General features: G+C 67.3%; 20 protein-coding genes and 1 pseudogene. 14 read left to right on the top strand and 7 right to left on the bottom strand.

All coding sequences use genetic code 11. The features are described from left to right. Positions 1–127: 127 nt before the first annotated feature. Complete coding sequence (locus ACZZZQ_RS00290) at positions 128–1,156, top strand: ATP-dependent 6-phosphofructokinase (RefSeq protein WP_053095796.1); 1,029 nt, start codon at positions 128–130, stop codon at positions 1,154–1,156. A gap of 73 nt (positions 1,157–1,229) precedes the next feature. Here ACZZZQ_RS00290 and ACZZZQ_RS00285 read toward each other — a convergent pair whose 3' ends face one another. Then, the gene (locus ACZZZQ_RS00285) at positions 1,230–3,329 is read right to left on the bottom strand and encodes a S9 family peptidase (protein WP_463506646.1); all 2,100 of its coding nucleotides are present in this window, start codon (positions 3,327–3,329) and stop codon (positions 1,230–1,232) included. A gap of 159 nt (positions 3,330–3,488) precedes the next feature. On the opposite strand from ACZZZQ_RS00285, the gene ACZZZQ_RS00280 reads away from it, so the two are divergent. Together ACZZZQ_RS00280 and ACZZZQ_RS00275 are read left to right on the top strand one after the other, a co-directional pair. Next, a complete protein-coding gene (locus ACZZZQ_RS00280) occupies positions 3,489–4,868 on the top strand; it encodes an anion permease (protein WP_463506645.1) in 1,380 nt (459 codons plus the stop codon). Then, on the top strand, positions 4,865–5,200 hold the full coding sequence (locus tag ACZZZQ_RS00275) for a peptidase (RefSeq protein WP_187249511.1): 336 nt from the start codon (positions 4,865–4,867) through the stop codon (positions 5,198–5,200). The genes ACZZZQ_RS00280 and ACZZZQ_RS00275 overlap by 4 nt, the downstream gene beginning before the upstream one ends. A gap of 25 nt (positions 5,201–5,225) precedes the next feature. Here ACZZZQ_RS00275 and ACZZZQ_RS00270 read toward each other — a convergent pair whose 3' ends face one another. Then, on the bottom strand, positions 5,226–5,516 hold the full coding sequence (locus ACZZZQ_RS00270; RefSeq protein ID WP_463506644.1) for a hypothetical protein: 291 nt from the start codon (positions 5,514–5,516) through the stop codon (positions 5,226–5,228). Between the two features lie 355 nt (positions 5,517–5,871). On the opposite strand from ACZZZQ_RS00270, the gene ACZZZQ_RS00265 reads away from it, so the two are divergent. Both ACZZZQ_RS00265 and ACZZZQ_RS00260 read left to right on the top strand, forming a co-directional pair. After that, a complete protein-coding gene (locus ACZZZQ_RS00265; protein WP_463506643.1) occupies positions 5,872–6,786 on the top strand; it encodes a metallophosphoesterase in 915 nt (304 codons plus the stop codon). A gap of 93 nt (positions 6,787–6,879) precedes the next feature. Next, a complete protein-coding gene (locus tag ACZZZQ_RS00260; RefSeq protein ID WP_053095801.1) occupies positions 6,880–8,340 on the top strand; it encodes an aspartate ammonia-lyase in 1,461 nt (486 codons plus the stop codon). Positions 8,341–8,412: 72 nt separating this feature from the next. Here the strand turns inward: ACZZZQ_RS00260 and ACZZZQ_RS00255 are convergent, their stop codons facing one another. Continuing rightward, positions 8,413–9,279 carry a fumarylacetoacetate hydrolase family protein gene (locus ACZZZQ_RS00255; protein ID WP_463506642.1) on the bottom strand — a complete coding sequence of 289 codons (867 nt, stop codon included), beginning with the start codon at positions 9,277–9,279 and terminating at the stop codon, positions 8,413–8,415. 88 nt (positions 9,280–9,367) lie between these two features. Between ACZZZQ_RS00255 and ACZZZQ_RS00250 the strand changes: the two genes are divergently transcribed. The 4 genes from ACZZZQ_RS00250 (at position 9,368) to ACZZZQ_RS00235 (ending at position 12,740) form a co-directional block, all read left to right on the top strand. After that, positions 9,368–10,708, top strand: coding sequence for a PrsW family intramembrane metalloprotease (locus tag ACZZZQ_RS00250; RefSeq protein ID WP_463506641.1), 1,341 nt, complete (start codon positions 9,368–9,370; stop codon positions 10,706–10,708). 12 nt (positions 10,709–10,720) lie between these two features. After that, positions 10,721–11,416, top strand: coding sequence for an alpha/beta fold hydrolase (locus ACZZZQ_RS00245; protein WP_463506640.1), 696 nt, complete (start codon positions 10,721–10,723; stop codon positions 11,414–11,416). A 219-nt stretch (positions 11,417–11,635) separates the two neighbouring features. After that, the gene (locus ACZZZQ_RS00240; RefSeq protein ID WP_053095804.1) at positions 11,636–12,004 is read left to right on the top strand and encodes an FKBP-type peptidyl-prolyl cis-trans isomerase; all 369 of its coding nucleotides are present in this window, start codon (positions 11,636–11,638) and stop codon (positions 12,002–12,004) included. A gap of 181 nt (positions 12,005–12,185) precedes the next feature. Continuing rightward, positions 12,186–12,740 (top strand): YceI family protein, encoded by a 555-nt coding sequence (locus tag ACZZZQ_RS00235; protein ID WP_053095805.1) that lies wholly within the window; start codon positions 12,186–12,188, stop codon positions 12,738–12,740. Positions 12,741–12,767: 27 nt separating this feature from the next. On the opposite strand, the gene ACZZZQ_RS00230 is transcribed toward ACZZZQ_RS00235, so the two are convergent. After that, positions 12,768–14,060, bottom strand: coding sequence for an MFS transporter (locus tag ACZZZQ_RS00230; protein ID WP_463506639.1), 1,293 nt, complete (start codon positions 14,058–14,060; stop codon positions 12,768–12,770). Positions 14,061–14,245: 185 nt separating this feature from the next. On the opposite strand from ACZZZQ_RS00230, the gene rpsO reads away from it, so the two are divergent. Further along, positions 14,246–14,515 carry a 30S ribosomal protein S15 gene (gene rpsO, locus ACZZZQ_RS00225; RefSeq protein WP_017203073.1) on the top strand — a complete coding sequence of 90 codons (270 nt, stop codon included), beginning with the start codon at positions 14,246–14,248 and terminating at the stop codon, positions 14,513–14,515. 107 nt (positions 14,516–14,622) lie between these two features. On the opposite strand, the gene ACZZZQ_RS00220 is transcribed toward rpsO, so the two are convergent. Beyond that, complete coding sequence (locus tag ACZZZQ_RS00220) at positions 14,623–15,627, bottom strand: isopenicillin N synthase family dioxygenase (protein ID WP_463506638.1); 1,005 nt, start codon at positions 15,625–15,627, stop codon at positions 14,623–14,625. 155 nt (positions 15,628–15,782) lie between these two features. Between ACZZZQ_RS00220 and efeU the strand changes: the two genes are divergently transcribed. The 3 genes and pseudogenes from efeU (at position 15,783) to efeB (ending at position 19,297) form a co-directional block, all read left to right on the top strand. Next, positions 15,783–16,733: an iron uptake transporter permease EfeU gene (efeU, locus tag ACZZZQ_RS00215; RefSeq protein ID WP_463506637.1), complete on the top strand. Its 951-nt coding sequence runs from the start codon at positions 15,783–15,785 to the stop codon at positions 16,731–16,733. Next, positions 16,730–17,962 carry an iron uptake system protein EfeO gene (efeO, locus tag ACZZZQ_RS00210; RefSeq protein WP_463506636.1) on the top strand — a complete coding sequence of 411 codons (1,233 nt, stop codon included), beginning with the start codon at positions 16,730–16,732 and terminating at the stop codon, positions 17,960–17,962. The genes efeU and efeO overlap by 4 nt, the downstream gene beginning before the upstream one ends. Before the next feature lie 22 nt (positions 17,963–17,984). Further along, positions 17,985–19,297, top strand: a pseudogene (gene efeB, locus ACZZZQ_RS00205) (iron uptake transporter deferrochelatase/peroxidase subunit). 13 nt (positions 19,298–19,310) lie between these two features. Here efeB and ACZZZQ_RS00200 read toward each other — a convergent pair. Both ACZZZQ_RS00200 and ACZZZQ_RS00195 read right to left on the bottom strand, forming a co-directional pair. After that, positions 19,311–20,174: a serine hydrolase domain-containing protein gene (locus ACZZZQ_RS00200; protein WP_463497213.1), complete on the bottom strand. Its 864-nt coding sequence runs from the start codon at positions 20,172–20,174 to the stop codon at positions 19,311–19,313. Next, positions 20,171–21,328, bottom strand: a complete 1,158-nt coding sequence (locus tag ACZZZQ_RS00195; protein WP_072591142.1) for an acyltransferase family protein — start codon at positions 21,326–21,328, stop codon at positions 20,171–20,173. The genes ACZZZQ_RS00200 and ACZZZQ_RS00195 overlap by 4 nt, the downstream gene beginning before the upstream one ends. Before the next feature lie 109 nt (positions 21,329–21,437). Here ACZZZQ_RS00195 and ACZZZQ_RS00190 point away from each other — a divergent pair, with 109 nt between their 5' ends. After that, entirely contained in the window at positions 21,438–22,661 is a 1,224-nt protein-coding gene (locus ACZZZQ_RS00190) for an LLM class flavin-dependent oxidoreductase (protein ID WP_056279032.1), read from the top strand. Position 22,662: the final 1 nt, after the last annotated feature.

Here is a 22,662-nt window from a genome sequence, read left to right as displayed (position 1 = left end):
GTCGCGCAACGGCGGCAAGATCCTCGGTTTTCATCGTCTCGAATGGCGCCCGGTCCGCCCGGAGCGCTAGTGTCGATCGCAGGCAACGTCGCCTGTTCCCCCTTCCCTGAACCCGTCTGAGGCAAGCATGAAGATCGGCATTCTGACGAGCGGCGGCGACTGCCCCGGACTCAACGCGGTCATCCGCGGCATCGTGCTCAAGGGCACCACCACCTACGACCTCGAGTTCGTCGGCATCCGCGACGGCTGGCGCGGCGTGGTCGACGGGGACTTCTTCCCGCTCACCAGACACGAGGTGAAGGGCCTGTCGAAGGTCGGCGGCACGATCCTGGGCACCAGTCGCACGAACCCCTACGAGGGTGAGCGCGGCGGCGCCGAGAACATCGCCAAGACGCTGTACGGACACAAGATCGACGGCATCATCGCGATCGGCGGCGAGGGGACCCTCGCAGCAGCCGACCGCCTCGCCAAGGACGGCATCAACGTCATCGGCGTGCCGAAGACGATCGACAACGACCTGCGCGCCACGGACTACTCGTTCGGGTTCGACACGGCGGTCAACATCGCCACGGACGCGATGGATCGTCTGCGCACCACGGGCGACTCCCACCAGCGCTGCATGGTCGCCGAGGTCATGGGGCGCCACGTCGGTTGGATCGCCCTTCACGCGGGCATGGCAGCGGGCGCTCACGCCATCTGCATCCCCGAAGTCCCCATGTCGATCGACGACATCACCGAGCTCGTCTCGAGCGCGCACGATCGCGGTCGCGCACCGCTCGTCGTCGTCTCCGAGGGGTTCAAGCTGCTCGGTATGGATGAGGCCTACAGCGACAAGGGCCTGGACGCATTCAACCGTCCTCGACTCGGCGGCATCGGCGACCAGCTCGCTCCGGCGATCGAGCGCATCACGGGCATCGAGACCCGCGCGACGATCCTCGGCCACATCCAGCGCGGCGGATCGCCGTCGGCCTTCGACCGCGTGCTCGCGACGCGCCTCGGACTCCACGCGGCCGACGCGATCATCGACAAGGCATGGGGCCAGATGGTCGCGATGCAGGGCACGGACATCGTGCGCGTGCCGTTCGCCGAGGCTCTGGGCGAGCTGAACACCGTTCCGCGCAGCCGCTACGACGAGGCAGCAGCGCTCTTCGGCTGAGTCTCGATCGCGTGCACCACAGAGAACGGGCCGATCCCTGCGGATCGGCCCGTTCTCTGCGTTCTTCGAGAGGTCAGCGCGATGCGAGGCCGACCGTGTCGAGGATCCAGGCGAGCTCGAACGCCCGCTCCTTCCACGAGTTGTAGCGTCCGCTGACACCGCCGTGACCGGCGACCATCTCGCACTTGAGCAGGGCGTCGGTCGCACCGGCGACGCGCAGGGCAGCGATCCACTTCGCAGGCTCGACGTAGAGGACGCGTGTGTCATTGAGCGAGGTCACGGCCAGGATGCGCGGGTAGCGCACGCCGTCGCGGACGTTCTCATACGGCGAGTACGACCTCATGTACTCGTACACCTCGGCTCCGTGCAGCGGGTCGCCCCATTCATCCCACTCGATCACCGTCAGGGGGAGGGAGGGGTCGAGGATCGTGGTGAGCGCGTCGACGAACGGCACTGCCGCGAGCACGCCGGCGAACAGCTCGGGAGCGAGGTTCGTCACCGCGCCCATGAGGAGTCCTCCCGCGCTTCCTCCCTCGGCGACCAGGCGCTCGGGCGACGTGACTCCCTGCTCCACGAGGTGCTCGGCGCACGCGACGAAGTCGGTGAAGGTGTTGCGCTTGTTCAGCAGCTTGCCGTCCTCGTACCACTGCCGACCCATCTCGCCACCGCCGCGGGCATGAGCGACGGCGAAGACGATGCCGCGGTCGAGTTCCGAGAGCCGCGCGACCGAGAAGCCGGGGTCGATCGAGTGCTCGTACGAGCCATAGCCGTAGAGATGCACCGGGCGCGGGTCGGCGCCAGGCTCTCCGAACGATCGCTTCCACACGAGGGAGATCGGCACGCGGGTACCGTCCGACGCCGTGGCCCAGTCGCGCTTCTGGCCGTACTCCCGGGGGTCATACCCGCCGAGGACGGCGACCTGCTTGCGCAGATGCAGCTCGCGGGTGGCGAGATCCATCTCGTAGACGGTTCCCGGCGTCACGAACGACGTGTAGCCGAGCCGGAGGAACGGCGAGTGCCATTCCGGATTGCCGCTGACGCCTGCCGAGTACAGGGGCTCGTCGAACGCGATGTCGTCGACCGAGTCCGTGGTGTAGTCCAGGATGCCGACTCGTTCCAGGCCTTCACGGCGGTACTCCACCGTCGCGAAGTCGCGGAACGCGTCCATCCCGAGCAGTCGGCGACCCGGCTCGTGCGCGAGGACGATGCGGCGCTCACCCTGTGGGTCGGAGGCGGGCACGGAGACGAGCTCGAAGTCCAGGGCCTCATCGTTGTGCAGGATGTAGAGGCGGTCCTCGCCGTCCACCACGGCGTGCTCGAGCGAGTACTCGACGCCTTCGCGACGCGGCCAGACGATCCGAGGAGCTGCGGTGAGGTCTCCGGCGAGATCGACGAGGTACTCCTCGCTGGTGATGCTCGATCCGACGGCGATCACCAGGTACTTGCGGCTGCGGGTGATGCCGGCGCCGAGCCAGTACTTCTCATCGGGCTCGTGGAAGAGCTTCACGTCGTCCGAGACGGGAGTGCCGAGACGATGCAGCCAGAGAGTGTCGGGCCGCCACGCCTCGTCGCGTGTCGTGTAGAGGATCCCGGTGCCGTCCGGTGTGAAGAACGCGCCACCCGTGTCGGGGATCTCGTCGGGGAGCGTCTCGCCGGTCGCGAGGTCGCGCACGTGCACCGTGTAGAGCTCGTCGCCCTCGAAGTCCGTCGCCCAGAGCAGCTTCGTCGCGTCGTCCGAGGTATCGAACGCTCCGAGGGAGAAGAACTCATGCCCCTCGGCCTCGACGTTGCCGTCGAGCAGCACGATCTCGCCCGGCACCGCCACGCCCGGCTCCAGCACCGGGGGAGTCCAGTCGTCCTCGGCCGCGGCAGTACGGCAGTGGATGCCGTACTGCGCGCCCTCTTCGGTGCGGCTGTAGTACCACCAGGCCCCGCGCCGCGTGGGCACGGACAGATCCGTCTCCTGCACACGGCCCTTGATCTCCTGGAACAGAGTCTCGCGGAGGTCGGTCAGATGGGAGAGCTCGGCTTCAGTGTGGGCGTTCTCGGCTTCGAGGTGTGCGATGACCTCGCCGGATTCCTTCTCCCGAAGCCATTCGTATGGATCATCGAAGGTGTCACCGTGGTGCGTGCGAAGGGTGGAGCGGCGGTCTGCGATCGGGGCATCAGTCACGCTTCCCACGCTATCCCAGGTCAAGTTGACCGGCACCCGGGAGGGTGGGAGGATCTACCGGGGCCGGTTAACGGAAGTAAAACCCACGGTGAACTCTTCGTTCGTCACGTCGATCCCGTCGACACCTCTCCTTTCTTCCTCAACGACCGAAAGCGAACGGTGGAAACCGCAGCCCTCATCGTCGTGCTGGTTATCCTGCTGGCACTCTTCTTCGACTTCACCAACGGGTTTCATGACACCGCCAACGCGATGGCCACGCCCATCGCGACAGGCGCGCTGAAGCCCAAGACCGCTGTCCTTCTCGCAGCAGTCCTCAACCTCGTCGGAGCATTCCTGTCGACGGAGGTCTCCAAGACCGTGTCGCACGGGATCATCCGCGAGGACACGATCCAAGGTGACGTGTTCCTGCCGATGATCTTCGCCGGTCTCATCGGCGCGATCACCTGGAACATGCTGACCTGGCTGCTGGGTCTGCCCTCGAGCTCGTCCCACGCGCTGTTCGGCGGCCTCATCGGAGCCACCCTGGTCGGCGTCGGAGTCAACGGCATCGACTTCGGGATGGTGCTCTCGAAGATCATCCTCCCGGCGCTCATCGCCCCGCTGACGGCAGGCATCATCGCCTTCGCGGCGACCAAGCTCGCGTACTCGATCACCCGACGCTACGACGGCAAGCCCGACGGGCGGGACGGCTTCCGCTGGGGACAGATCTTCACGTCGTCATTGGTCGCACTCGCGCACGGCACGAACGACGCTCAGAAGACGATGGGCGTGATCACCCTCGCGCTGATCACTGTCGGGTGGCAGAGCAGCGAGCAGGCCGATCCGTATCTCTGGGTCATCATCGCCTGTGCGGTGACGATCGCCCTCGGCACCTATCTCGGCGGGTGGCGCATCATCCGCACTCTGGGCAAGGGGCTGACCGAGGTCAAGCCCGCGCAGGGCTTCTCGGCCGAGAGCTCGACGGCAGCGACCATCCTCGCCTCCAGCGCTTTCGGCTTCGCGCTCTCGACGACGCAGGTCGCTTCGGGGTCGGTCATCGGCTCCGGCCTCGGCCGCCGCGGCTCCACGGTCCGCTGGCGGACCGCCGGTCGAATCGCCATCGGCTGGCTCCTCACACTTCCGGCTGCAGGCGCAGTCGGTGCCCTCGCGGCCCTGCTCATCACCTGGCTCGGCCTCTGGGGCATCGCGATCGACGCGGTCCTGGCGCTGGCCGTGATCATCGGCCTGTTCCTTCGATCCCGCAAGGATGCAGTGACCTCCGCGAACGCCATGAGCGATGTGGCCGAGTCGGGGCTCGCGATCGAGCACCCCGACACGCCCCCGCCCACGCGTCGACAGCAGCGGATCATCGAGGCCAAGGCCGAGGCCAAGGCTCGCGCGGAGGCGCGCGAGAAGGTCAAGGCTCAGGCCAAGGCGGACGCCAAGGCGAAGGCAGCGGCCAGGGCCGCGAAGAAGGCCCCGAAGACCGGCGCCTCGACGCGCGTCGACGGCCCCGGGGTCGACAGTCCCGAGACGGCGAAGAGCGAGGAGTCGAAGTGAGTGTCGGCATCGACTGGGGCGCATTCGTCCAGGTGTTCCTTGCGGCTCTGATCGGAGCCTGCGCGGTCGTGACGTTCTATGCGTTCGGTCTTCGGCTTCTTGTTCGCAGCGGACACGCGCCGGTCGTGAGTCCGGCGGAGTTCACCGACGCCATCACCGTGATCTCCGAGAAGGAGCTCAAGCGGGCTGCCAAGCAGGCGGCCAAGGCGGCGAAGAAGAGTCCGCTCACCGAGGGGCAGCGACGGATCGCACTGTTCGGCGCGTACGGATGCTTCGCGCTCTGCGCGGCTGCGGTCGTGGCAGGCATCCTGATCATCGTCGTCGGGCACTGACCGACGAGTCCTGCCCAGGAGGGCGTCAGCGGAGGAGACCGGCGACGAGGTCGTCGACGATCTCGTCGGTGGTGGTGTCCGGATCGATCGGGGTCGTGAGCCGATCGAGCAGCAGGCCGTCGATCGCATAGTGGAAGAGCGCGATCTCTCGGCGACCGCCCGGAAGACCCGCTCCCGCGTTGAAAGCGACGTCCGCGTCGAACCCCGCTCGCTGCCACGCGCCGAGAAGGGCGCCGACATCGGGGCGGCGGCTGCTCTCGAGCCGCAGCTCGAACAGTGCGAGTGTGACGTCGCGGTCATCGGTGAGGCGACGCACGATGTCGCGGATGTACTCGGCGAAGAGCTCCTGCTCGGCTCCTCCGATGACCGCCGTGCGAGGTCGTCGTCGCTGGGGGCGAGACGCTCGCCGATCCGATCGACGAGGCCCGCGATGAGTGCCTCTCGGCTGCGGAAGTAGTTCGAGGTGGTGCCCACCGGCACACCCGCGACGATGTCCACGGCTCGGTGGGTGAGACCGCGAGAGCCATCGGTCGCCAGAACGGTCAGCCCTGCATCCGCGATGATCCGTCGCCGTGTCTCGTTCTTCGCCATCCGAGCACTGTATCGCGACTACTACAGCTGCCGTGGAGTCGTCGCCCGTCCGGTGTCGCGCCGCGGCCTAGGCTGAGACCATGTCAGCGCCTTCCGACAGCGGCTTCGTCTTCGGTCGCCATGATCCCGCCTCGCACGTCATCATCCATGTGAGCGACCCGCACTTCCTCGCGGGTGGAGCGCGGCTCGGCGGACGATACGACGTCGGGTCGAACTTCGCTCGCACCCTTGAGGCGATCAGGGCCGTGCACCCGCACCCGTCGGCGATCGTCATCACCGGCGACCTGGCCGACCTGGGGGAGCCGGATGCGTATCGCCGTCTCCGCCGCGCCGTCGAGCCCGTGGCGCAGGAGCTGGGGACGACCGTCGTCTGGGTTGCCGGCAACCACGACGAGCGGCCGGCGCTGCGCGAGGGGCTGCTCGACCTGCCCGCGACGGAGGAGCCCGTGACGGGCGAATGGGACCTCGACGGTCTGCGCCTGATCGCCCTCGACACGAGTGTGCCCGGATGGCATCACGGCGACCTGGACCCCGGCCAGCTCTCATGGCTGGCAGAGATCCTGAAGCAACCGGCGCCGCACGGCACGCTGCTCGCGATGCACCACCCGCCGCTCCCGAGCCACCTTCCGCTCTTCGACATACTCGAGCTGCGGCACCAGGACGAACTCGCGGAGGTCATTCGTGACACGGACGTGCGCGGTATCCTCGCCGGCCACCTGCATTACTCGTCGCACGGCACCTTCGCGGGCGTGCCTGTCAGCGTGTCCTCGGCGACCTGCTACACGATGAATGTCGCTCGTCCGGCCGCCGATGTGAACGGCATGGATGCGGCGCAGGCGTTCCAGATCGTGCATGTACGACCCGAGACGATCACCCACACCGTGGTGCCCGTGACCGACGCGCCGACCGGCGATCACTTCTCGATGGCGTGGCTGGAGAGAATGGCCCGTCTCAGCCCGGCAGAGCGTCTCGAGGCTTTCTCTCGCAAACGCTGACCCGCCGTCGTATCCCTGGCCGTGCATGCACGCAGGCGTAGACTGGATGCATCCCCCGCACCACACACTCGCCACTACCCACAAGGATGTGACATGGCTTCTGCCGCGCCTGCCCCCACCCGCACCGAGACCGATTCGCTCGGGAGCATGGAGATTCCCGCCGACGCGTACTGGGGGATCCACACCGCCCGCGCCGACGCGAACTTCCCGATCACCAAGCGTCCGATCTCGGTCTATCCGGACCTCGTCGTCGCACTCGCGATGGTCAAGCAGGCCAGCGCCAGAGCGAACCGCGAGATCGGCGTCCTCGACCCCGAGCGTGCGGACCTGATCGATCGGGCCGCCCAGCGTGTCATCGACGGAGAGTTCCACGATCAGTTTACCGTCGGTGTGATCCAGGGCGGTGCCGGCACGTCGACGAACATGAACGCCAACGAGGTCATCACCAACATCGCCCTCGAGCTCGCCGGACGCGAGAAGGGCGACTACGCGTTCCTCTCGCCGATCGATCACACGAACCGCAGTCAGTCGACCAACGACGTCTACCCGACGGCGGTCAAGATCGGTCTCTCTCTGACACTCCGCTCGCTGCTCGAAGAGCTCGATCTGCTGCGCATCTCGTTCCTGCACAAGTCGCACGAGTTCCACGATGTGCTCAAGGTCGGACGCACGCAGCTGCAGGACGCCGTGCCCATGACTCTGGGTCAGGAGTTCCACGGCTTCGCTTCGACCCTCGGCTACGATCACACGCGCCTCACCGAGAACGCCTCGCTGATGTTCGAGATCAACATGGGTGCGACCGCCATCGGCACCGGCATCACCACGCACGTCGACTACGCACCCGCTGTGCTGAAGCATCTGCGCGAGATCACCGGACTCGACCTGGTGACGGCCGGCGACCTCGTCGAGGCGACCAGCGACACCGGCTCGTTCATGTCGTTCTCGTCGACCCTGAAGCGCAACGCCATGAAGCTGTCGAAGATCTGCAACGACCTGCGACTGCTGTCGTCGGGTCCGCAGGCGGGCTTCGGCGAGATCAACCTGCCGGCGATGCAGGCCGGTTCCAGCATCATGCCGGGCAAGGTGAACCCGGTGATCCCGGAGGTCGTCAACCAGGTGGCGTTCGCGGTCGCCGGCGCCGACATGACGGTGACGATGGCGGCCGAGGCCGGGCAGCTCCAGCTCAACGCATTCGAGCCTGTGATCGCCCACTCGATCTTCCAGTCCATCACCTGGATGCGACAGGCGATGTGGACGCTGCGCGTCAACTGCGTCGACGGCATCACCGCGAACCGAGACCGCCTCGGCGCCATGGTCGGCGCTTCGGTCGGCGTCATCACAGCACTCACGCCGTTCATCGGATACGCCGCCGCGGCCGCGCTGGCTAAGACCGCGCTGCTGACGAACAGGAACGTCGCCGACCTGGTCGTCGAAGCCGGACTGATGTCTCGCGAAGAGGTCATCAAGCAGTTGTCGCCCGCGCGTCTGTCGGGACTCGAGGCCATCACGGCCGCGATCCCGGTGATCGGGTCCGAGGACCTCATCGAGATCTGACTCCGAGCACACGGAAGGGCCCCGGCGACATCTCGCCGGGGCCCTTCCGTGTGTCACAGAGTGAGCGGGTGATCAGTCCAGCACGCGACAGTGGGTGGTGAGCTCGCCGATGCCGTCGATGCCGACCGTCACCGTCGAACGATCCCGGAGGAAGATCTGGGGGTCTCGAGAGTATCCGGCACCGCCGGGGCTCCCGGTGGAGATCAGAGTGCCGGGAAGCAGCGTCAGGGACTGCGAGAGATGCGCGATGAGCTTCGCGACCGACCGCACCATCTGATCCGTGCTCGCGTCCTGGACGGTCCGGCCGTCGACGATCGCCCAGATGTGCAGGTCCTGCGGGTCGGCGACCTCGTCGGCCGTGACGGCGAAGGGACCGGTCGGGGTGAAGCCGTCGAACGACTTGCACCGTGACCACTGCGCTTCAGAGAACTGGACGTTCCGCGCGGTGATGTCGTTCACGACGGTGTAGCCCCAGACGTGCGAGAGCGCGTCGGCCTCTGCGACATCCTTCGCCGGGGTGCCGATCAGCACACCGAGCTCCGCCTCGTAGTCCACAGCCTCGCTCAGCGAACGCGGCCACGACGTCGTCTGCTCGTGGCCTGTCAGCGAGTTCGGCCACAGGGTGAACACGGTCGGAGCGGCGTCGGTCTTCAGACCGAGCTCGCTCGAGTGAGCCGCGTAGTTGAGGCCGACCGCGAGGACCGCCGGGGGAGCGATGACCGCTGAGGCGAAGCTCCACCCGTCGAGCGGGTGCCGCGGGGCATCGCCGTCGAGGGCCGAGCGAAGAGCGGTGAGCGTCTGCTCGCCCCCTTCGATCAGCTGCTGAAGCGTCGCAGGGGGGTCGGGAAGGAGATCGGAGACGAGGATGGCATCGGCACCCTCCACCACTGCGAGATGCGCAGCGGGAGAGTCGGCACGACGCAGATGAGCGAACCGCATGCTCCTACGCTATCCGCTGCTCGGCTCGATTGCCTGGAGGAAGTCGCCAGACCCGGGCGAAGTTGGTTGTTCGCCATATGCTTTGGCTATGAGTTCCGGAGGACCGTCCCAGCCATCGCCGTACACGCCGCCGCCCGCGCAGCAACAGCCGCCGACGTATCCCCAGCGGCCGCCGACGTATCCCCAGCAGTATGCTGCGCAGCCCCCGCAGTATTCGGCGCAGCAGTATGCGCAGTCGAACTACGCCCCGCCGCAGTTCTCCCAGCGTCCTCAGTACGCCTCGGTCCTCGCTCAGCCGACCCCGTATTCGCCTCCCGCTCCGGCCGCACCCTCGCCTGCCCCCGGTCTTCCTGCCCTGCCGGTGGCACGCCGAGGCGGACGCGTCGCGCTGTTCGCGCTGTTCGGCTTCCTCGGTCTGCTGATGCTCGGGCTCATCGCCTACTTCGGTCTGTTCCTGGGTCCGCTCGCATCGATCATCGGCCTCGTCCTCGCGCTCGTCCCGCTCGCCATCGTCTTCTTCGTCGTCCGTATGATCGACCGGTGGGAACCCGAGCCCAAGTCGCTGGTGTTCTTCGCGATCGCCTGGGGTGCGATCGCCGCCGTGGGACTCACGCTCCTCGTCGACCTCGGGCTGACCGCGCTCCTGGGGTTCCGGGGAGAAGTGGCGGGCGCCGTCATCCAGGCGCCGATCGTCGAGGAGTTCTGGAAGGGTTTCGGAGTCTTCCTGATCTTCCTCATCGCGCGTCGCTCGTTCGACGGTCCGGTCGACGGGGTCGTCTACGGGGCGCTGGTCGGTGCCGGCTTCGCGTTCACCGAGAACATCCAGTACTTCGCGATCAGCCTCATCGAGGGCGGCGGCGAGCAGCTGACGGTGACGTTCATCCTCCGGGCGATCATGTCGCCCTTCGCCCACGCGATGTTCACATCGCTGACGGGTCTCGCCATCGGCCTGGCCGCTCGACGGCACGCGTCGACAGGGGCCGCACTCGGGTTCGGTCTGCTCGGGATGCTGGGGGCGATGGTGCTCCACGGCCTGTGGAACGGATCGTCCTTCGCGAACTTCTTCCTCCTCTACTTCGTCCTCCAGGTGCCGCTGTTCGTAGGGTTCATCGTGGGGATCATCGCGTTGAGGCGCGAGGAGTCTCGCCTCACGAAGGCCCGTCTGGGCGATTACGCGGCCGCCGGGTGGTTCACCCCCGAGGAGGTCACGATGCTCGCGACTCCCGCCGGGCGCAAGACCGGCCTGGCATGGGCGTCGCAGCTTCGGGGCGATCGGCGTCCGCTGATGCGCGAGTTCATCAAGGACGCCACCATGCTGGCATCCGTCCGTCAGCGCGCGATAACGGGGCGCGACCCTATGGCACCGGCGGACGAGCAGGCGCTGCTCGCCCGAACCCGCGCCACTCGGGCTGCTCTGCTGGCCTACTGAGACCCGCTGATCATGGCCCTCTTCATCCTCGTGCACGGAGCAGGAGACACGGGGTGGTCATGGCATCGGCTCGCCGCCGTCCTGCGGGAGCGCGGACATGAGGTGATCGCACCCGACCTGCCGGGCGATGACGAGTCCCTCACTCTCACCGACTACGCGGACGCCGTCGTGGCCGCGGCAGACGCGAGACGGGGCGGTGTCGTGGTCGGCCATTCGTTCGGGGGATTCACCGCACCGATCGTCGCTGAGAGATTGGCGGCGGACGTGCTCGTGATGCTGGCGGCGATGATTCCCGACCCGGGGGAGCGTCCGGACGAGTGGTGGTACAACACCGGATTCGAGGATGCCGTGGCGGCGCAGGCAGCCCGCGACGGAGGCCTCACCGGCAACGACGATCCGCACATCGGCTTCTATCACGACGTGCCGCGAGCGCTCGCCGACGAGGCGATCGGTCGGGAGAGAGCACATCCGTCGGTCGCATCAATGGCCGTCCCGTGGCCGCTCACGGCCTGGCCCTCTGTTCCCACTCGGTTCGTCGTCTGCACGGAGGACAGATTCTTCCCGCCCGCATTCCTTCGCGACCTCGCCCGGAAGCGCCTGGGCATCGTCGCCGACGAGATCGAGGGGAGTCACTGTGTCGCCCTCAGCCGGCCCGAAGAGCTCGCATCGATGCTGATCGCCTACGCGCAGGAGCAGCAAGCGTCATGATGCTCGAGCCGTCAAGCAGGTTCCGTACCAAGACTCAGCGCCCGGTGCTGCGGCGATGCCTGCATGTCTACCGGGCGCTGAGTTGATCTGTAAACAGGGTGCACCCGGTGTGCGCGGGTGTCAAGGGCTTAGGGGCAGTCGACGGGCGGCATCGCCGTTTCGCCCTCAGCGGAGCGATCGCGTTGACCCGCGCCGGGCGACTCGGGTTTGATGGAGGACATGACTGATCGCACAAAGCCTGAGTTCGACGCCCCCACCGGACCCGCCCCCGCGGAGCTCGTGATCCGCGACATCATCGAGGGAGACGGAGCCGAGGCCAAGCCCGGCGACACGGTCACCGTGCACTACGCCGGTGTCGAGTTCGAATCGGGCGAGGAGTTCGACTCGTCGTGGGGTCGCGGCGAGACCATCCAGTTCCCGCTTCGCGGCCTGATCCAGGGGTGGCAGGACGGCATCCCGGGCATGAAGGAAGGCGGACGGCGCGAGCTCGTCATCCCGCCGCACCTCGCATACGGCCCGGTCGGAGGAGGCCACTTCCTCTCGGGCAAGACCCTCATCTTCATCATCGATCTCGTCGCCGTCGGCTGACCCGATCGACGCCGGAAGGCGCCGGGCCCACTGCGGGCTCGGCGCCTTTTCGTCGTCCGAGGAAATATCCGCATTCAGGGGAATACATGCATGTGCATGTAAGTTGTTACGCGTGACGCCGTGAACACGGCCCCTCATCCGTTGCCGCACACATGCGGCTGATGTCTCCAGAGGAGAAACCATGACCAGCATCGACATTCCCGGCTACCGTCCCGGCACCTGGGTGCTCGACCCGTCGCACAGCGAGGTCACGTTCAGCGTGCGCCACATGATGATCTCGAAGGTGCGCGGTACGTTCGGCGTCAAGAGCGCGACGCTGATCGCTCCCGAGAACCCGCTCGAGGCCCGCGTCGAGGCGAGCGTCGACGTCACCTCGATCGACACCAAGGACGAGGGGCGCGACACGCACCTGCGCTCCGGCGACTTCTTCGACACCGAGAACTTCCCCACGATGGAGTTCGTGTCGACGGGTGCGCGCGCCGAGGACGGCGAGCTCTTCGTCGACGGCGACCTGACGATCCGCGGCATCACCAAGCCCGTCAGCTTCGAGCTCGACTTCGGTGGCTTCGGCTCCGACCCGTGGGGCAACTACAAGGCCGGCGCATCGGCCAAGACGGTCATCAACCGCGAGGACTTCGGCCTGACGTGGAACGCCGCGCTCGAGACCGGCGGCGTGCTCGTCGGCAAGGACGTCACGATCAGCCTCGACCTGCAGGGCGCTCTGCAGCAGGACTGATCACCTGATCTCGAGAACCCCGGGCCCTCAGGGCTCGGGGTTCTCTGCGTCGTAGCCGCGGAATCCCGGGCTGCGCCGTGCGAGCAGGGCGACCAGGGTGATCACCAGCAATCCGCCCAGCAGCGGCGGGAACCACAGGGTCGTGAGGGTCGCGAGCGTGCCCGCGTAGAGGGCGCCGATCCGGGGGCCGCCGGCGACCACGATGATGAAGACCCCCTGCAGTCGACCGCGCATGGTGTCGGGCACGGCCGCCTGCATCATCGTGTTGCGATAGATCGAGCTGATGTTGTCGGATGCGCCGGAGAGCGCGAGCGCGATGCACGAGGCGATGATCAGCCCGACGTTCGGCGTCGCCTCGGTCGCCCCGGCAGAGACGGCTCCGATGACCAGGACCACGCCGAAGAGCAGGATGGACGCGCCATAGGCCTCGACCGCGCGCTCGATGCCGCGTCCGTGCCAGCGGTACTGCACGACCCGACCGGAGAAGAGGCTCGATGCGAATGTGCCCGCGGCGACGGCTGCGGTGAGGATGCCGGTGGTCACCGCTCCGCCGCCCAGCAGAAGGGTGCCGAGTGCAGGGAAGAGCACGAGGGGCTGCCCGAATGTCATGGCGATGATGTCGACCACGTACTGCATCCGGATGTTGTTCGCGCGGCGCAGGAACCTCCACCCGTCCACGAGTGATGCGAACCCCGGCCGCACGATGTCCCCTTCCGGCCGCAGCGGAGGGAGACTCCACAGGCCGAGGAACATCGACAGCATCAGGATGACGTCGAGTGTGTAAGTCCACCCGTAGCCTGTCAGCGCGACGAGTATGCCGGCTATCGCGGGGCCGGCCATCACGGTGAGGCCGAACGCCACTCCGTTGAGCGCGGACGCGGCGGCGAGCTTGTCGCGGGGGATGAGCCGTGGCACGATCGCGGTCCGGGTGGCCATGCCGACCGAGTTCGCGGCGGAGTTGACGATGCTCAGCACATAGAGCCACCAGATCGTCTCCGCACCGGTCCAGGTGAGCGCGGCGAGCAACGCGGTCGAGGCGAAGGTCACCGTGGCCGCGACCAACGCCACGCGGCGGCGGTCGAACGCGTCCGCGAGCATCCCGCCGTAGAGGCCGGCGAAGATCATGGGGACGAGTCCGGCGACCGCGATCATCGATACCGCGAAGGTGCTTCCGGTGAGCGCGAACACGTGCAGCATCACCGTGACGATCGTCAGCTGCCCGCCGATCCCCGCGAGCACCGAGCCGATCCACATGCGTGCGAACGCAGGGCTGGCCCGCAGGGGGCTGAGATCGATCAGATGGCTGCGTGCAGCGCTCACGCCGCGTATCCGTCATGCATGATTCGAGAGTATCCGAGGTGCCGTCGGGCGGGCGTGGGCACGGTCACCCAGCGGCATCGAGTCCTGGTAGACTCTTCAGGTTGCCGTTTGATCGGCCGCGGATAAAGAGAGCTCACGCATCAGGCGTCGGGCACCGCGCAACAAGCAGAGAGGGGATCGAATCTATGGCACTGGAAGCAGACGTCAAGAAGGCGATCATCGAAGAGTACGCGACGCACCCCGGTGACACCGGATCCCCCGAGGTGCAGGCCGCGATGCTGACGCAGCGCATCAAGGACCTCACGGAGCACCTGAAGGAGCACAAGCACGACCACCACTCGCGTCGTGGCCTGTTCCTGCTCGTGGGTCAGCGCCGTCGTCTGCTCGGCTACCTCCAGAGCGTCGACATCGAGCGTTACCGCTCGCTGATCGCACGCCTGGGTCTCCGCCGATAACGCGGAGCGAGCCAGCGTACAATCGCGCAGAACATTCTTGAGAAGGCCGCCCCAGGTGTGGGGCGGCCTTCGTCATGTTCGGGGGAGGCGTGCGGCGCCTCCCCGGGTCAGGCGTTCGTGCCGACCAGGTCGGGGTGGTGGATCGCAGCCACGTCGGGGTGCGCACGCAGTCGCGACTTCATGGCGTTCTCGCCATAGGTGGCATGGATGGGGTTGCTCGGGTCCTCGGTGATGCCGGTCGCCGCCGCGGCGAGATCTGCGGGAAGCTCGAGAAGCGGCAGCTGCTGATCGAGCGCGGGGTTGAAGAAGAACGGGACGGAGATGCGCTCTTCGGGTGCCCGAGGGGAGATGACGCGGTGGTTGGTCGCCTTGAGGTAGCCGCCGGTCGCGTACTCCAGCAGCTCGCCGATGTTGACGACGAACGCGCCCGGGATGGACGGGGCTGACACCCACTCGCCGTCTCGTTCGACCTGCAGGCCGCCCTTGCCGGGCTCGACCCAGAGCAGGGTCAGCACTCCGGAGTCCTTGTGCGCTCCGACGCCCTGCTGCGGCTCGGGTTCGTGGGTGCCGGGGTAGCGGACGATCTTGATCAGCGTCGACGGATCACGGAAGGGCTCGTCGAAGTACGACTCGTCCGCCCCGAGCGTGACGGCCCAGGCGCGCAGGAGCTTGCGGGCGACCTCTGTCAGCGTGTCGTGCCACTCGGTGATCACCGCTTTGAGCTCGGGCTGTGCGGAGGGCCACAGATTCGGGCCGACGAGTCGATTGAAGGCCGGACCGCCCTCGACAGGCTCGCGCTCGGGGCCGATGTCGATCTGCTCGCGCCAATCGACCTTGCCCTGCGTCCGCTCGCCGCCGACCCGCGTGTACCCGCGGAAATGAGGACTCTTGACGTTCTCGATCGCGAGCTTCTCGTCGTCGGGCAGCGCGAAGAAATCGAGCGCCGCGCGGTGCAACCTCGCCTCCAGCTCGGGGGAGATGCCTGTGCCGGTGAGATAGAAGAAGCCCACGTCGTGCGTGGCCGCGCGAAGGTCGTCGCGGAACCGAGCAGCGGCTTCGGGACCGGCATCGAGCTGGGACAGGTCGAGGATGGGAAGCGAGAGATCAGCCATTCACCGAGCGTAGATCGGGTCTGGGCGAGTGCGGTTCAGTGTTGCGCCGAATTACCGAGAGGCGATCGCGTGTGTGCGAGGCCCGAGCGGAAGGGGTGCTAATGTCTCTGAAGTAAGGGATGCCTTACCTCAGTCTTTCCCAGAGAGTTCCCTCCGTGCTCGCCACTTTTCTCATCGGTCTTCGTGAAGGCCTCGAAGCCGCGATCGTCGTCGGCATCCTCGTCGCCTACCTGCGCAGGCTCGGTCGCGGTGACGCGTTGCCCAGGCTCTGGGCGGGGGTCGGCCTGGCAATCGCCCTCGCACTCGGCATCGGGGCCGTCCTGACCTTCGGTGCGTACTCGCTGACCTTCGAGGCTCAGGAGCTGATCGGCGGACTGCTGTCGCTGCTCGCGGTGGGCATGGTGACCTGGATGATCTTCTGGATGCAGAAGGCCGGGCGCACGATGAAGGCGACCCTCGAGGACGGACTCGACCGCGCGCTCACACAGGGCGGCGTCTGGGCGCTGATCGCGATCGGCTTCGTCTCGGTGGCACGCGAGGGGATCGAGACGACTCTTCTGCTGTGGTCGATGGTGCAGTCCTTCGGCGATGCTCCGTCGGCGCTGCTCGGCGCGGTGCTCGGGCTTCTCGCCGCCGTGGTGATCGGCTGGGCGCTCGCCCGCGGCGCCGTCCGGCTCGACCTTCGCCGGTTCTTCACATGGACCAGTGGGTTCCTCGTCATCGTCGCAGCCGGGGTGCTCGCCTACGCGATCATGGACCTCCAGGAGGCCGGCGCGGTGCCGGGACCGTTCACCGCGGCGGCACCGATCGACGCGACCACCGGGGCGGTCGCTCTCGGCTGGGCGGCATTCCCCTTCGGCTGGGCCTTCGATGTCACGAATGTGATCGCGCCCGACAGTGCCTGGGCGACCATCCTGCAGGCGACCGTCGGCTTCATGCCACGGATGACGTGGCTCCAGGTCACGGCTTGGACCGTGTACATCGTCGTCGTCGGGCTCTTCTTCATCCGGGGGCTCCGGTCACGCCGGTCCGCCTCCACACGCATGCAGACGTCCCCTGGCCGGGACACGTCGGCATCCACACTCACCCAGCAAGGAGCAGCATGACCACCTCTCGCCGAATCCTCGGTGCCGTCGCCGCAGCAGGCGCGGCAGCACTCGTCCTCAGCGGGTGCGTCGCCAAGAGCGATGTCGCCGCAGGTGCATCCTTCGACGTCTCGTCGACCGACTCGGCGTGCGCCGTCTCGGCTGCGACCGCCAAGAGCGGCACACTCACGTTCGATGTGAAGAACGACAGCGCGCAGACCTCGGAGTTCTATCTGCTCGCAGAAGACGGCCTCCGCATCGTCGGCGAGGTCGAGAACATCGCGCCCTCAGCGTCGCGGACCCTCACGGTGGTGGCTCAGCCGGGGGAGTACTTCACGCTGTGCAAGCCGGGCATGATCGGCGAGGGGGTCGGCAAGTCCGCGTTCACCGTGACCGGCGACCGGGTCGCGGTCGACGGCGAGGATGCCGATCAGAAGCAGCAGGCCGTCGACCTCTACGCCGCCTTCGTCAAGGACCAGGTCGGTCAGCTGGTTCCGTCGGTCGACGAGTTCGTCACCGCCTATGAGTCCGGCGATGATGAGGCCGCGCGAGCGCTGTTCCCCCAGACGCGCGCGTTCTACGAGCGCATCGAGCCGGTCGCCGAAGCGCTCGGGACGCTCGACCCCCGCATCGACTACCGTGAGGTCGACGCTGTGGCGGAGGGCCTCGACTGGACGGGCTTCCACCGCATCGAGAAGGACCTCTGGGTGCCGGCGCAGGACGCCCTCAACGCCGACGGCGAGACGCCCGCATGGCAGGACTGGGCACCGTCGACGACGGAGGAGCGCGCCGAGTACGGCGACCAGCTGATCGCCGACGTGCAGGAGGTCTACGACTACGTGCACTCGGACGACTTCACCGCGGCTCTCGACGACCAGGGGATCGGCGGCATCTCGAACGGCGCGATCGCGCTGCTCGACGAAGTGGCGACGGGCAAGATCTCCGGCGAGGAGGACTGGTGGTCCGGCACCGACCTGTACGACTTCGCCGCGAACGTCGAGGGGTCGAAGATGGCATTCTCGCTCGTTCAGGATTTCGCCACGGCACAGGGGGATGAAGGCGCGGATCTCGTGACCGAGATCGAAGGCGGATACTCCGCTCTCGAGGAATCCCTCGCGGCGCACGGCTCGCTCTCCGACGGCTTCGTCGGCTACGCCGAGCTCACCGATGCGGACAAGCGCGAGTTCACCGATCTCATCAACGCCCTCGCAGAGCCGCTCTCGCAGCTCACCGGCACCGTCCTCGACTGATCCGACGGACACGGTCTCGCACATGAACGACAGCGCGAAGGACGCTGCAGCTGCCGACTCCCTCCCGGAGTCGGCGGCCGCGGCATCCTCGGCCACGGGTCTCAGCCGGCGCGGACTCCTCGGACTGGCACTCGGCGGCGGCGTCGCGTCCCTCGCCGTCGGAGTCGGCGCCGGACTGTCGGGGGAGTCGCGCTCGGACGCGCGAGAGCAGAAGCGGACGCCCAGCGTGCGTACGACTTCTTCGGCGCCCATCAGGCGGGAATCACGACGCCCGTGCAGGAGCATCTGCATTTCGCCTCCTTCGACATGATGCCTCGCACCGACCGCGAAGACCTGGTCTCGCTGCTGCAGGATTGGACTTATGCCGCCTCGCGGATGACGCAAGGGCTCGCGGTGAGTGCCACCGGCGCTGTCGGGGGCGATGCGGAGGTGCCGCCGGATGACACGGGCGAGGCTCTCGGGCTGACGGCAGCCGGCCTCACGATCACGTTCGGCTTCGGCCCGACCCTGTTCGAGAACGACGAGGGCGACCGGTACGGCATCGCCTCCCTGCGTCCCGAGCGGCTCGAGAGGCTTCCCGCCTTCCTCGGCGACGATCTCGACCCGCAGACCTCGCACGGCGATCTCTGCATCCAGGCGTGCGCCGACGACCCCCAGGTCGCCGTGCACGCGATCCGCAACCTGAGCCGCATCGCCTTCGGTCGTGCCAAGCTGCGCTGGTCCCAGCTCGGGTTCGGCAAGACGTCCCGCACGACGTCGGCGCAGGCGACGCCCCGCAACCTGTTCGGCTTCAAGGACGGGACCGCGAACATCCTCGCCGATGACTCCGTCGCCCTCGACGAGAACGTGTGGCTCGGCCCCGATGACAGGCCCGAGTGGATGGTCGGCGGGTCGTACCTCGTGGCGCGCAAGATCGCGATGCGGATCGAGACCTGGGACCGCGTGCGGCTCTCCGAGCAGAACACCATCATCGGGCGCGACAAGGGCGAGGGCGCTCCGCTCTCCGGCGGCGACGAGTTCGCGGCGCCGGATTTCGGTACGTCGGCCATCGATCAGAACGCGCACGTGCGTCTCGCGCATCCGGACCAGAACGACGGCATCCGGATCCTGCGGCGAGGATTCAACTACGTCAACGGCAACAACGATCTCGGACGGCTGGACGCGGGGCTCTTCTTCCTGTCGTACCAGCGGGATCCCGCTCAGTTCGTCTCGCTGCAGCGCCGGCTGTCGACGGATCGGATGAACGAGTACGTCACGCATGTCGGGTCAGGGATCTGGGCGGTCCCCGGAGGCTCGAAGCCGGGCTCGTTCGTCGGCGCCGACCTCTTCGCCTGATGCCGGTCGAGGGTCAGGAGCGCAGCGTCTCCGCGACAAAGGTCGCGTAGGCATCCGCACCGAAATGGTCGTCGGCTGTGATCGTGACGACGGCATCCTCACCGAATATCAGCAGCTGTCCGTACGCCCCGTGCAGGCGCCACACCTGGCCCGGGCCGTCCCAGCCCGCGAGCGCATAGCGCTCGTAACCGGCATTCTCACCGGCGACCACCCAGTCGGAGTGCATCGCGTCGATGATCTCGGTCGGCACGAGTCGTCGGCCCTGCCATTCGCCACGGTCGCGGATCAGCCGACCGAGGCGCGCCATCTCCTCCGTGCGCAGCGCGATGCCGCCTCCCGCGACGATGCGTCCCTGCGGGCACCGCTCCCACTCGAGGTCGTCGAAGCCCAGAGGCGCGAGCAGCCGGGGGCGCAGATACTCGACGACGTCACCGGTCCGAGTGGCCAGGATCATCATCGCCGCGTACGTGCTGGCGTTGGAGTACTGGAAGACGTGACCGCGAGACGGGCGCGAGAGGAACTCTCGTGCGAGATCGGGCCAGTCCGTCATCATGGTCTCCGACCAGGCGAGATCGACTCCGCTCGACATCGAGAGCAGTCGTCGCAGCGTGAGGTGCTCGACGCCGTCTCCGAAGGTGAGGTCCGGCACGTACTCTGCGATCGGGGCATCGAGCGAGATGAGACCGTCGGCGGCAGCGATTCCGGCCGCGAGGACGCACACGCCCTTCGCAACCGAGTGGATCTCCTCGCGGACGTCGGCAGTCCACCGGTGCTCGGCGACGTCGTCACCCACGAGCACGTGGAGCCCGTGAGCCCCGAACCCCGACGAGTCTGCATGGTCCACGAGGCGGTCGCGGATCATCTCGGCTCTCGTCACTCCTTCAGGCTAGCCGCTGCGCCCTGACGGGGCCGACGAGAGCCGGTCGGGTCGCTGCGGTGGCCCTCGCGTCGAGCCAGCTCGGGGTCTCGGAAGAGCCAGGACGGGCGAGGCTCCACCAGCGGGCGGAAGAGCCAGCGCACGGGCTTGGTGGCGAGCGCGAGAGCCAGCACCACCGACAGCAGCGTCACGAGCGGCAGCCACAGCCACGTCGGGTCGAGGTCGCGCAGCACCCCGGTCTCGCGGAAGGGGTACAGCACGAACGAGTGGAGCAGGAACACGTACATCGTGTACTGGCCGAACTTCGTCCACCAGTAGGTTCCGCGGGGGATCAGAGCGAAGAAGGCGGCGCTCAGGATCACTGCCATCAGCATGAGTGCGACGCGCACACCGCCGGCCCACCACTGCTCTCCGCCGAGGTCCGCGTACGCGTCCTCGTAGAACAACCAGTGGCGCAGATCGAGCTCCTTCCAGACATCGATCCACCGCCAGGCCGAGAATCCTGCCGCGGCGAGGAGTACGACGCTGACGACGCGGATCCACCACGGGCGGATCTCGAGGAGGCGGAAGCGAGTGACGACGTCGCGTTCGCGCAGCCACCAGCCGAGTGCGAAGAAGGGCAGAAGGCCCAGGGTCCGCGAGAGCGAGAACGTGCTGTCGACGTTGGGCAGATAGCCCACGCCGATCGAGATGATGACGGTCCACAGCAGCGGCCACCGCAGCAGCGCGAGGTAGGGGAGGACGAGGCGGAAGATGCCGAGCGCCAGGAGGAACCAGAGGGTCCAGGACGGTTTGGTGAAGTTCGGGTCGGCCTGACCCTCGACCAGCCATTTCGTGAGGGTCCACAGGAACTCGAAGATCACGTAGGGCAGCAGGATGTCGGTGATCACCCTGGCCATCTGCACACGCGTCGGGGAACCGGACTTCGAGAAGTAGCCCGAGATGATCGCGAACGCCGGCATGTGGAAGGCGTAGAGGGCGAGATAGGCCGCGAGCGCGATGTCGGAGTCGTAGGTGAGGCGCTGGATCGCGTGGCCGAGCACCACGAGGACGATGCACGCATATCGCGCGTTGTCCCAGAACGGCACGCGCTTGCGGGGCTTCTGGACGGATCCGGTGGCGGGGTTCGTCAGGGCGGATCCGTCGCTGTGCATGCTCTGAGGCTACTCGGGGAATAAAGTTGCTCGCATCGCGTTGACTCAGATACATTCAAATGAATAGAACCGGATGCAGGGCACCCGATTCGGAGAAGACGGAGCAATCATGAGTGAGCAGGCAGGCGTCCCGGTGCAGTTCGGCATCATGTCGGTCAGCGACATCACCCGCGACCCGACCACCGGCGAGACGCCGAGTGAGCAGGAGCGGATCAAGGCGACCCTCGCGATCGCCAAGCACAGCGAGGAGGTCGGCCTCGACGTCTTCGCGATCGGCGAGCACCACAACCCTCCGTTCTGGTCCTCGAGCCCCACGACGTTCCTCGCCGCCCTCGCGGCTCAGACCGAGCGTCTGATCGTCTCGACGTCGACCACCCTGATCACGACCAACGACCCGGTGCGCATCGCCGAGGAATACGCGATGCTGCAGCACGTCTCGGACGGGCGCATGGACCTCATGCTCGGCCGCGGCAACACGGGTCCGGTGTACCCCTGGTTCGGTCAGGACATCCGTCAGGGGCTCCCGCTGGCGATCGAGAACTACGCCCTGCTGCACAAGCTGTGGCGTGAGGACGTCGTGAACTGGGAGGGCAAGTTCCGCACCCCGCTGCAGGGCTTCACCTCGACGCCTCGTCCCCTCGACGGAGTCGCGCCGTTCGTGTGGCACGGATCGATCCGCACCCCGGAGATCGCCGAGCAGGCCGCGTACTACGGCGACGGCTTCTTCGCGAACAACATCTTCTGGCCCAAGGAGCACTACCAGCGCCTGATCGAGCTGTACCGCCAGCGCTACGCGCACTACGGACACGGCACACCCGAACAGGCGATCGTCGGCCTCGGCGGCCAGGTGTTCATGGCGGCGAAGTCGCAGGATGCCGTGAATCAGTTCCGCCCCTACTTCGACAATGCCCCTGTGTACGGTCACGGACCGAGCATGGAGGACTTCACCGAGATGACCCCGCTGACGGTGGGCTCGCCTCAGCAGGTCATCGACCGCTATGCCGCCATGCGCGAGCACTACGGCGACTACCAGCGTCAGCTGTTCCTGATCGACCACGCGGGCCTTCCGCTGAAGACCGTCCTCGAGCAGCTGGACATCCTCGGTTCCGAGGTCGTGCCCGTGCTGCGCAAGGAGCTGGCGAAGGATCGTCCGGCCGGCGTGCCGGATGCTCCGACCCATGCCGCACGGGTGAGGGCCGAGTTCGGCGACGGACCGACGCGTCAGGCTCGTCCGGGTGCGAACCGCGGTGACAACCTGACGGGGGATTCGCCCTATCAGGACTCTCCCGCTCCGGCGGGAGCCGCGTTCGGACTCAGCCGGAAGGGGGCCTGAG

Source organism: Microbacterium sp. AC132 (assembly GCF_979258525.1).
The sequence above is the reverse complement of the archived record's forward strand: the minus strand, read 5'-3'. Positions and strand labels throughout refer to the sequence as shown.

Excerpts from the sequence above, each read along its gene's own strand:
- ACZZZQ_RS00260 (WP_053095801.1), top strand. The coding sequence starts at position 6,880 with ATGGCTTCTGCCGCGCCTGCCCCCACCCGCACCGAGACCGATTCGCTC.
- ACZZZQ_RS00290 (WP_053095796.1), top strand. The coding sequence starts at position 128 with ATGAAGATCGGCATTCTGACGAGCGGCGGCGACTGCCCCGGACTCAAC.
- ACZZZQ_RS00235 (WP_053095805.1), top strand. The coding sequence starts at position 12,186 with ATGACCAGCATCGACATTCCCGGCTACCGTCCCGGCACCTGGGTGCTC.
- ACZZZQ_RS00195 (WP_072591142.1), bottom strand. The coding sequence starts at position 21,328 with ATGCACAGCGACGGATCCGCCCTGACGAACCCCGCCACCGGATCCGTC.
- ACZZZQ_RS00190 (WP_056279032.1), top strand. The coding sequence starts at position 21,438 with ATGAGTGAGCAGGCAGGCGTCCCGGTGCAGTTCGGCATCATGTCGGTC.
- ACZZZQ_RS00265 (WP_463506643.1), top strand. The coding sequence starts at position 5,872 with ATGTCAGCGCCTTCCGACAGCGGCTTCGTCTTCGGTCGCCATGATCCC.
- ACZZZQ_RS00250 (WP_463506641.1), top strand. The coding sequence starts at position 9,368 with ATGAGTTCCGGAGGACCGTCCCAGCCATCGCCGTACACGCCGCCGCCC.
- ACZZZQ_RS00255 (WP_463506642.1), bottom strand. The coding sequence starts at position 9,279 with ATGCGGTTCGCTCATCTGCGTCGTGCCGACTCTCCCGCTGCGCATCTC.
- rpsO (WP_017203073.1), top strand. The coding sequence starts at position 14,246 with ATGGCACTGGAAGCAGACGTCAAGAAGGCGATCATCGAAGAGTACGCG.
- efeO (WP_463506636.1), top strand. The coding sequence starts at position 16,730 with ATGACCACCTCTCGCCGAATCCTCGGTGCCGTCGCCGCAGCAGGCGCG.
- ACZZZQ_RS00245 (WP_463506640.1), top strand. The coding sequence starts at position 10,721 with ATGGCCCTCTTCATCCTCGTGCACGGAGCAGGAGACACGGGGTGGTCA.
- ACZZZQ_RS00220 (WP_463506638.1), bottom strand. The coding sequence starts at position 15,627 with ATGGCTGATCTCTCGCTTCCCATCCTCGACCTGTCCCAGCTCGATGCC.
- ACZZZQ_RS00240 (WP_053095804.1), top strand. The coding sequence starts at position 11,636 with ATGACTGATCGCACAAAGCCTGAGTTCGACGCCCCCACCGGACCCGCC.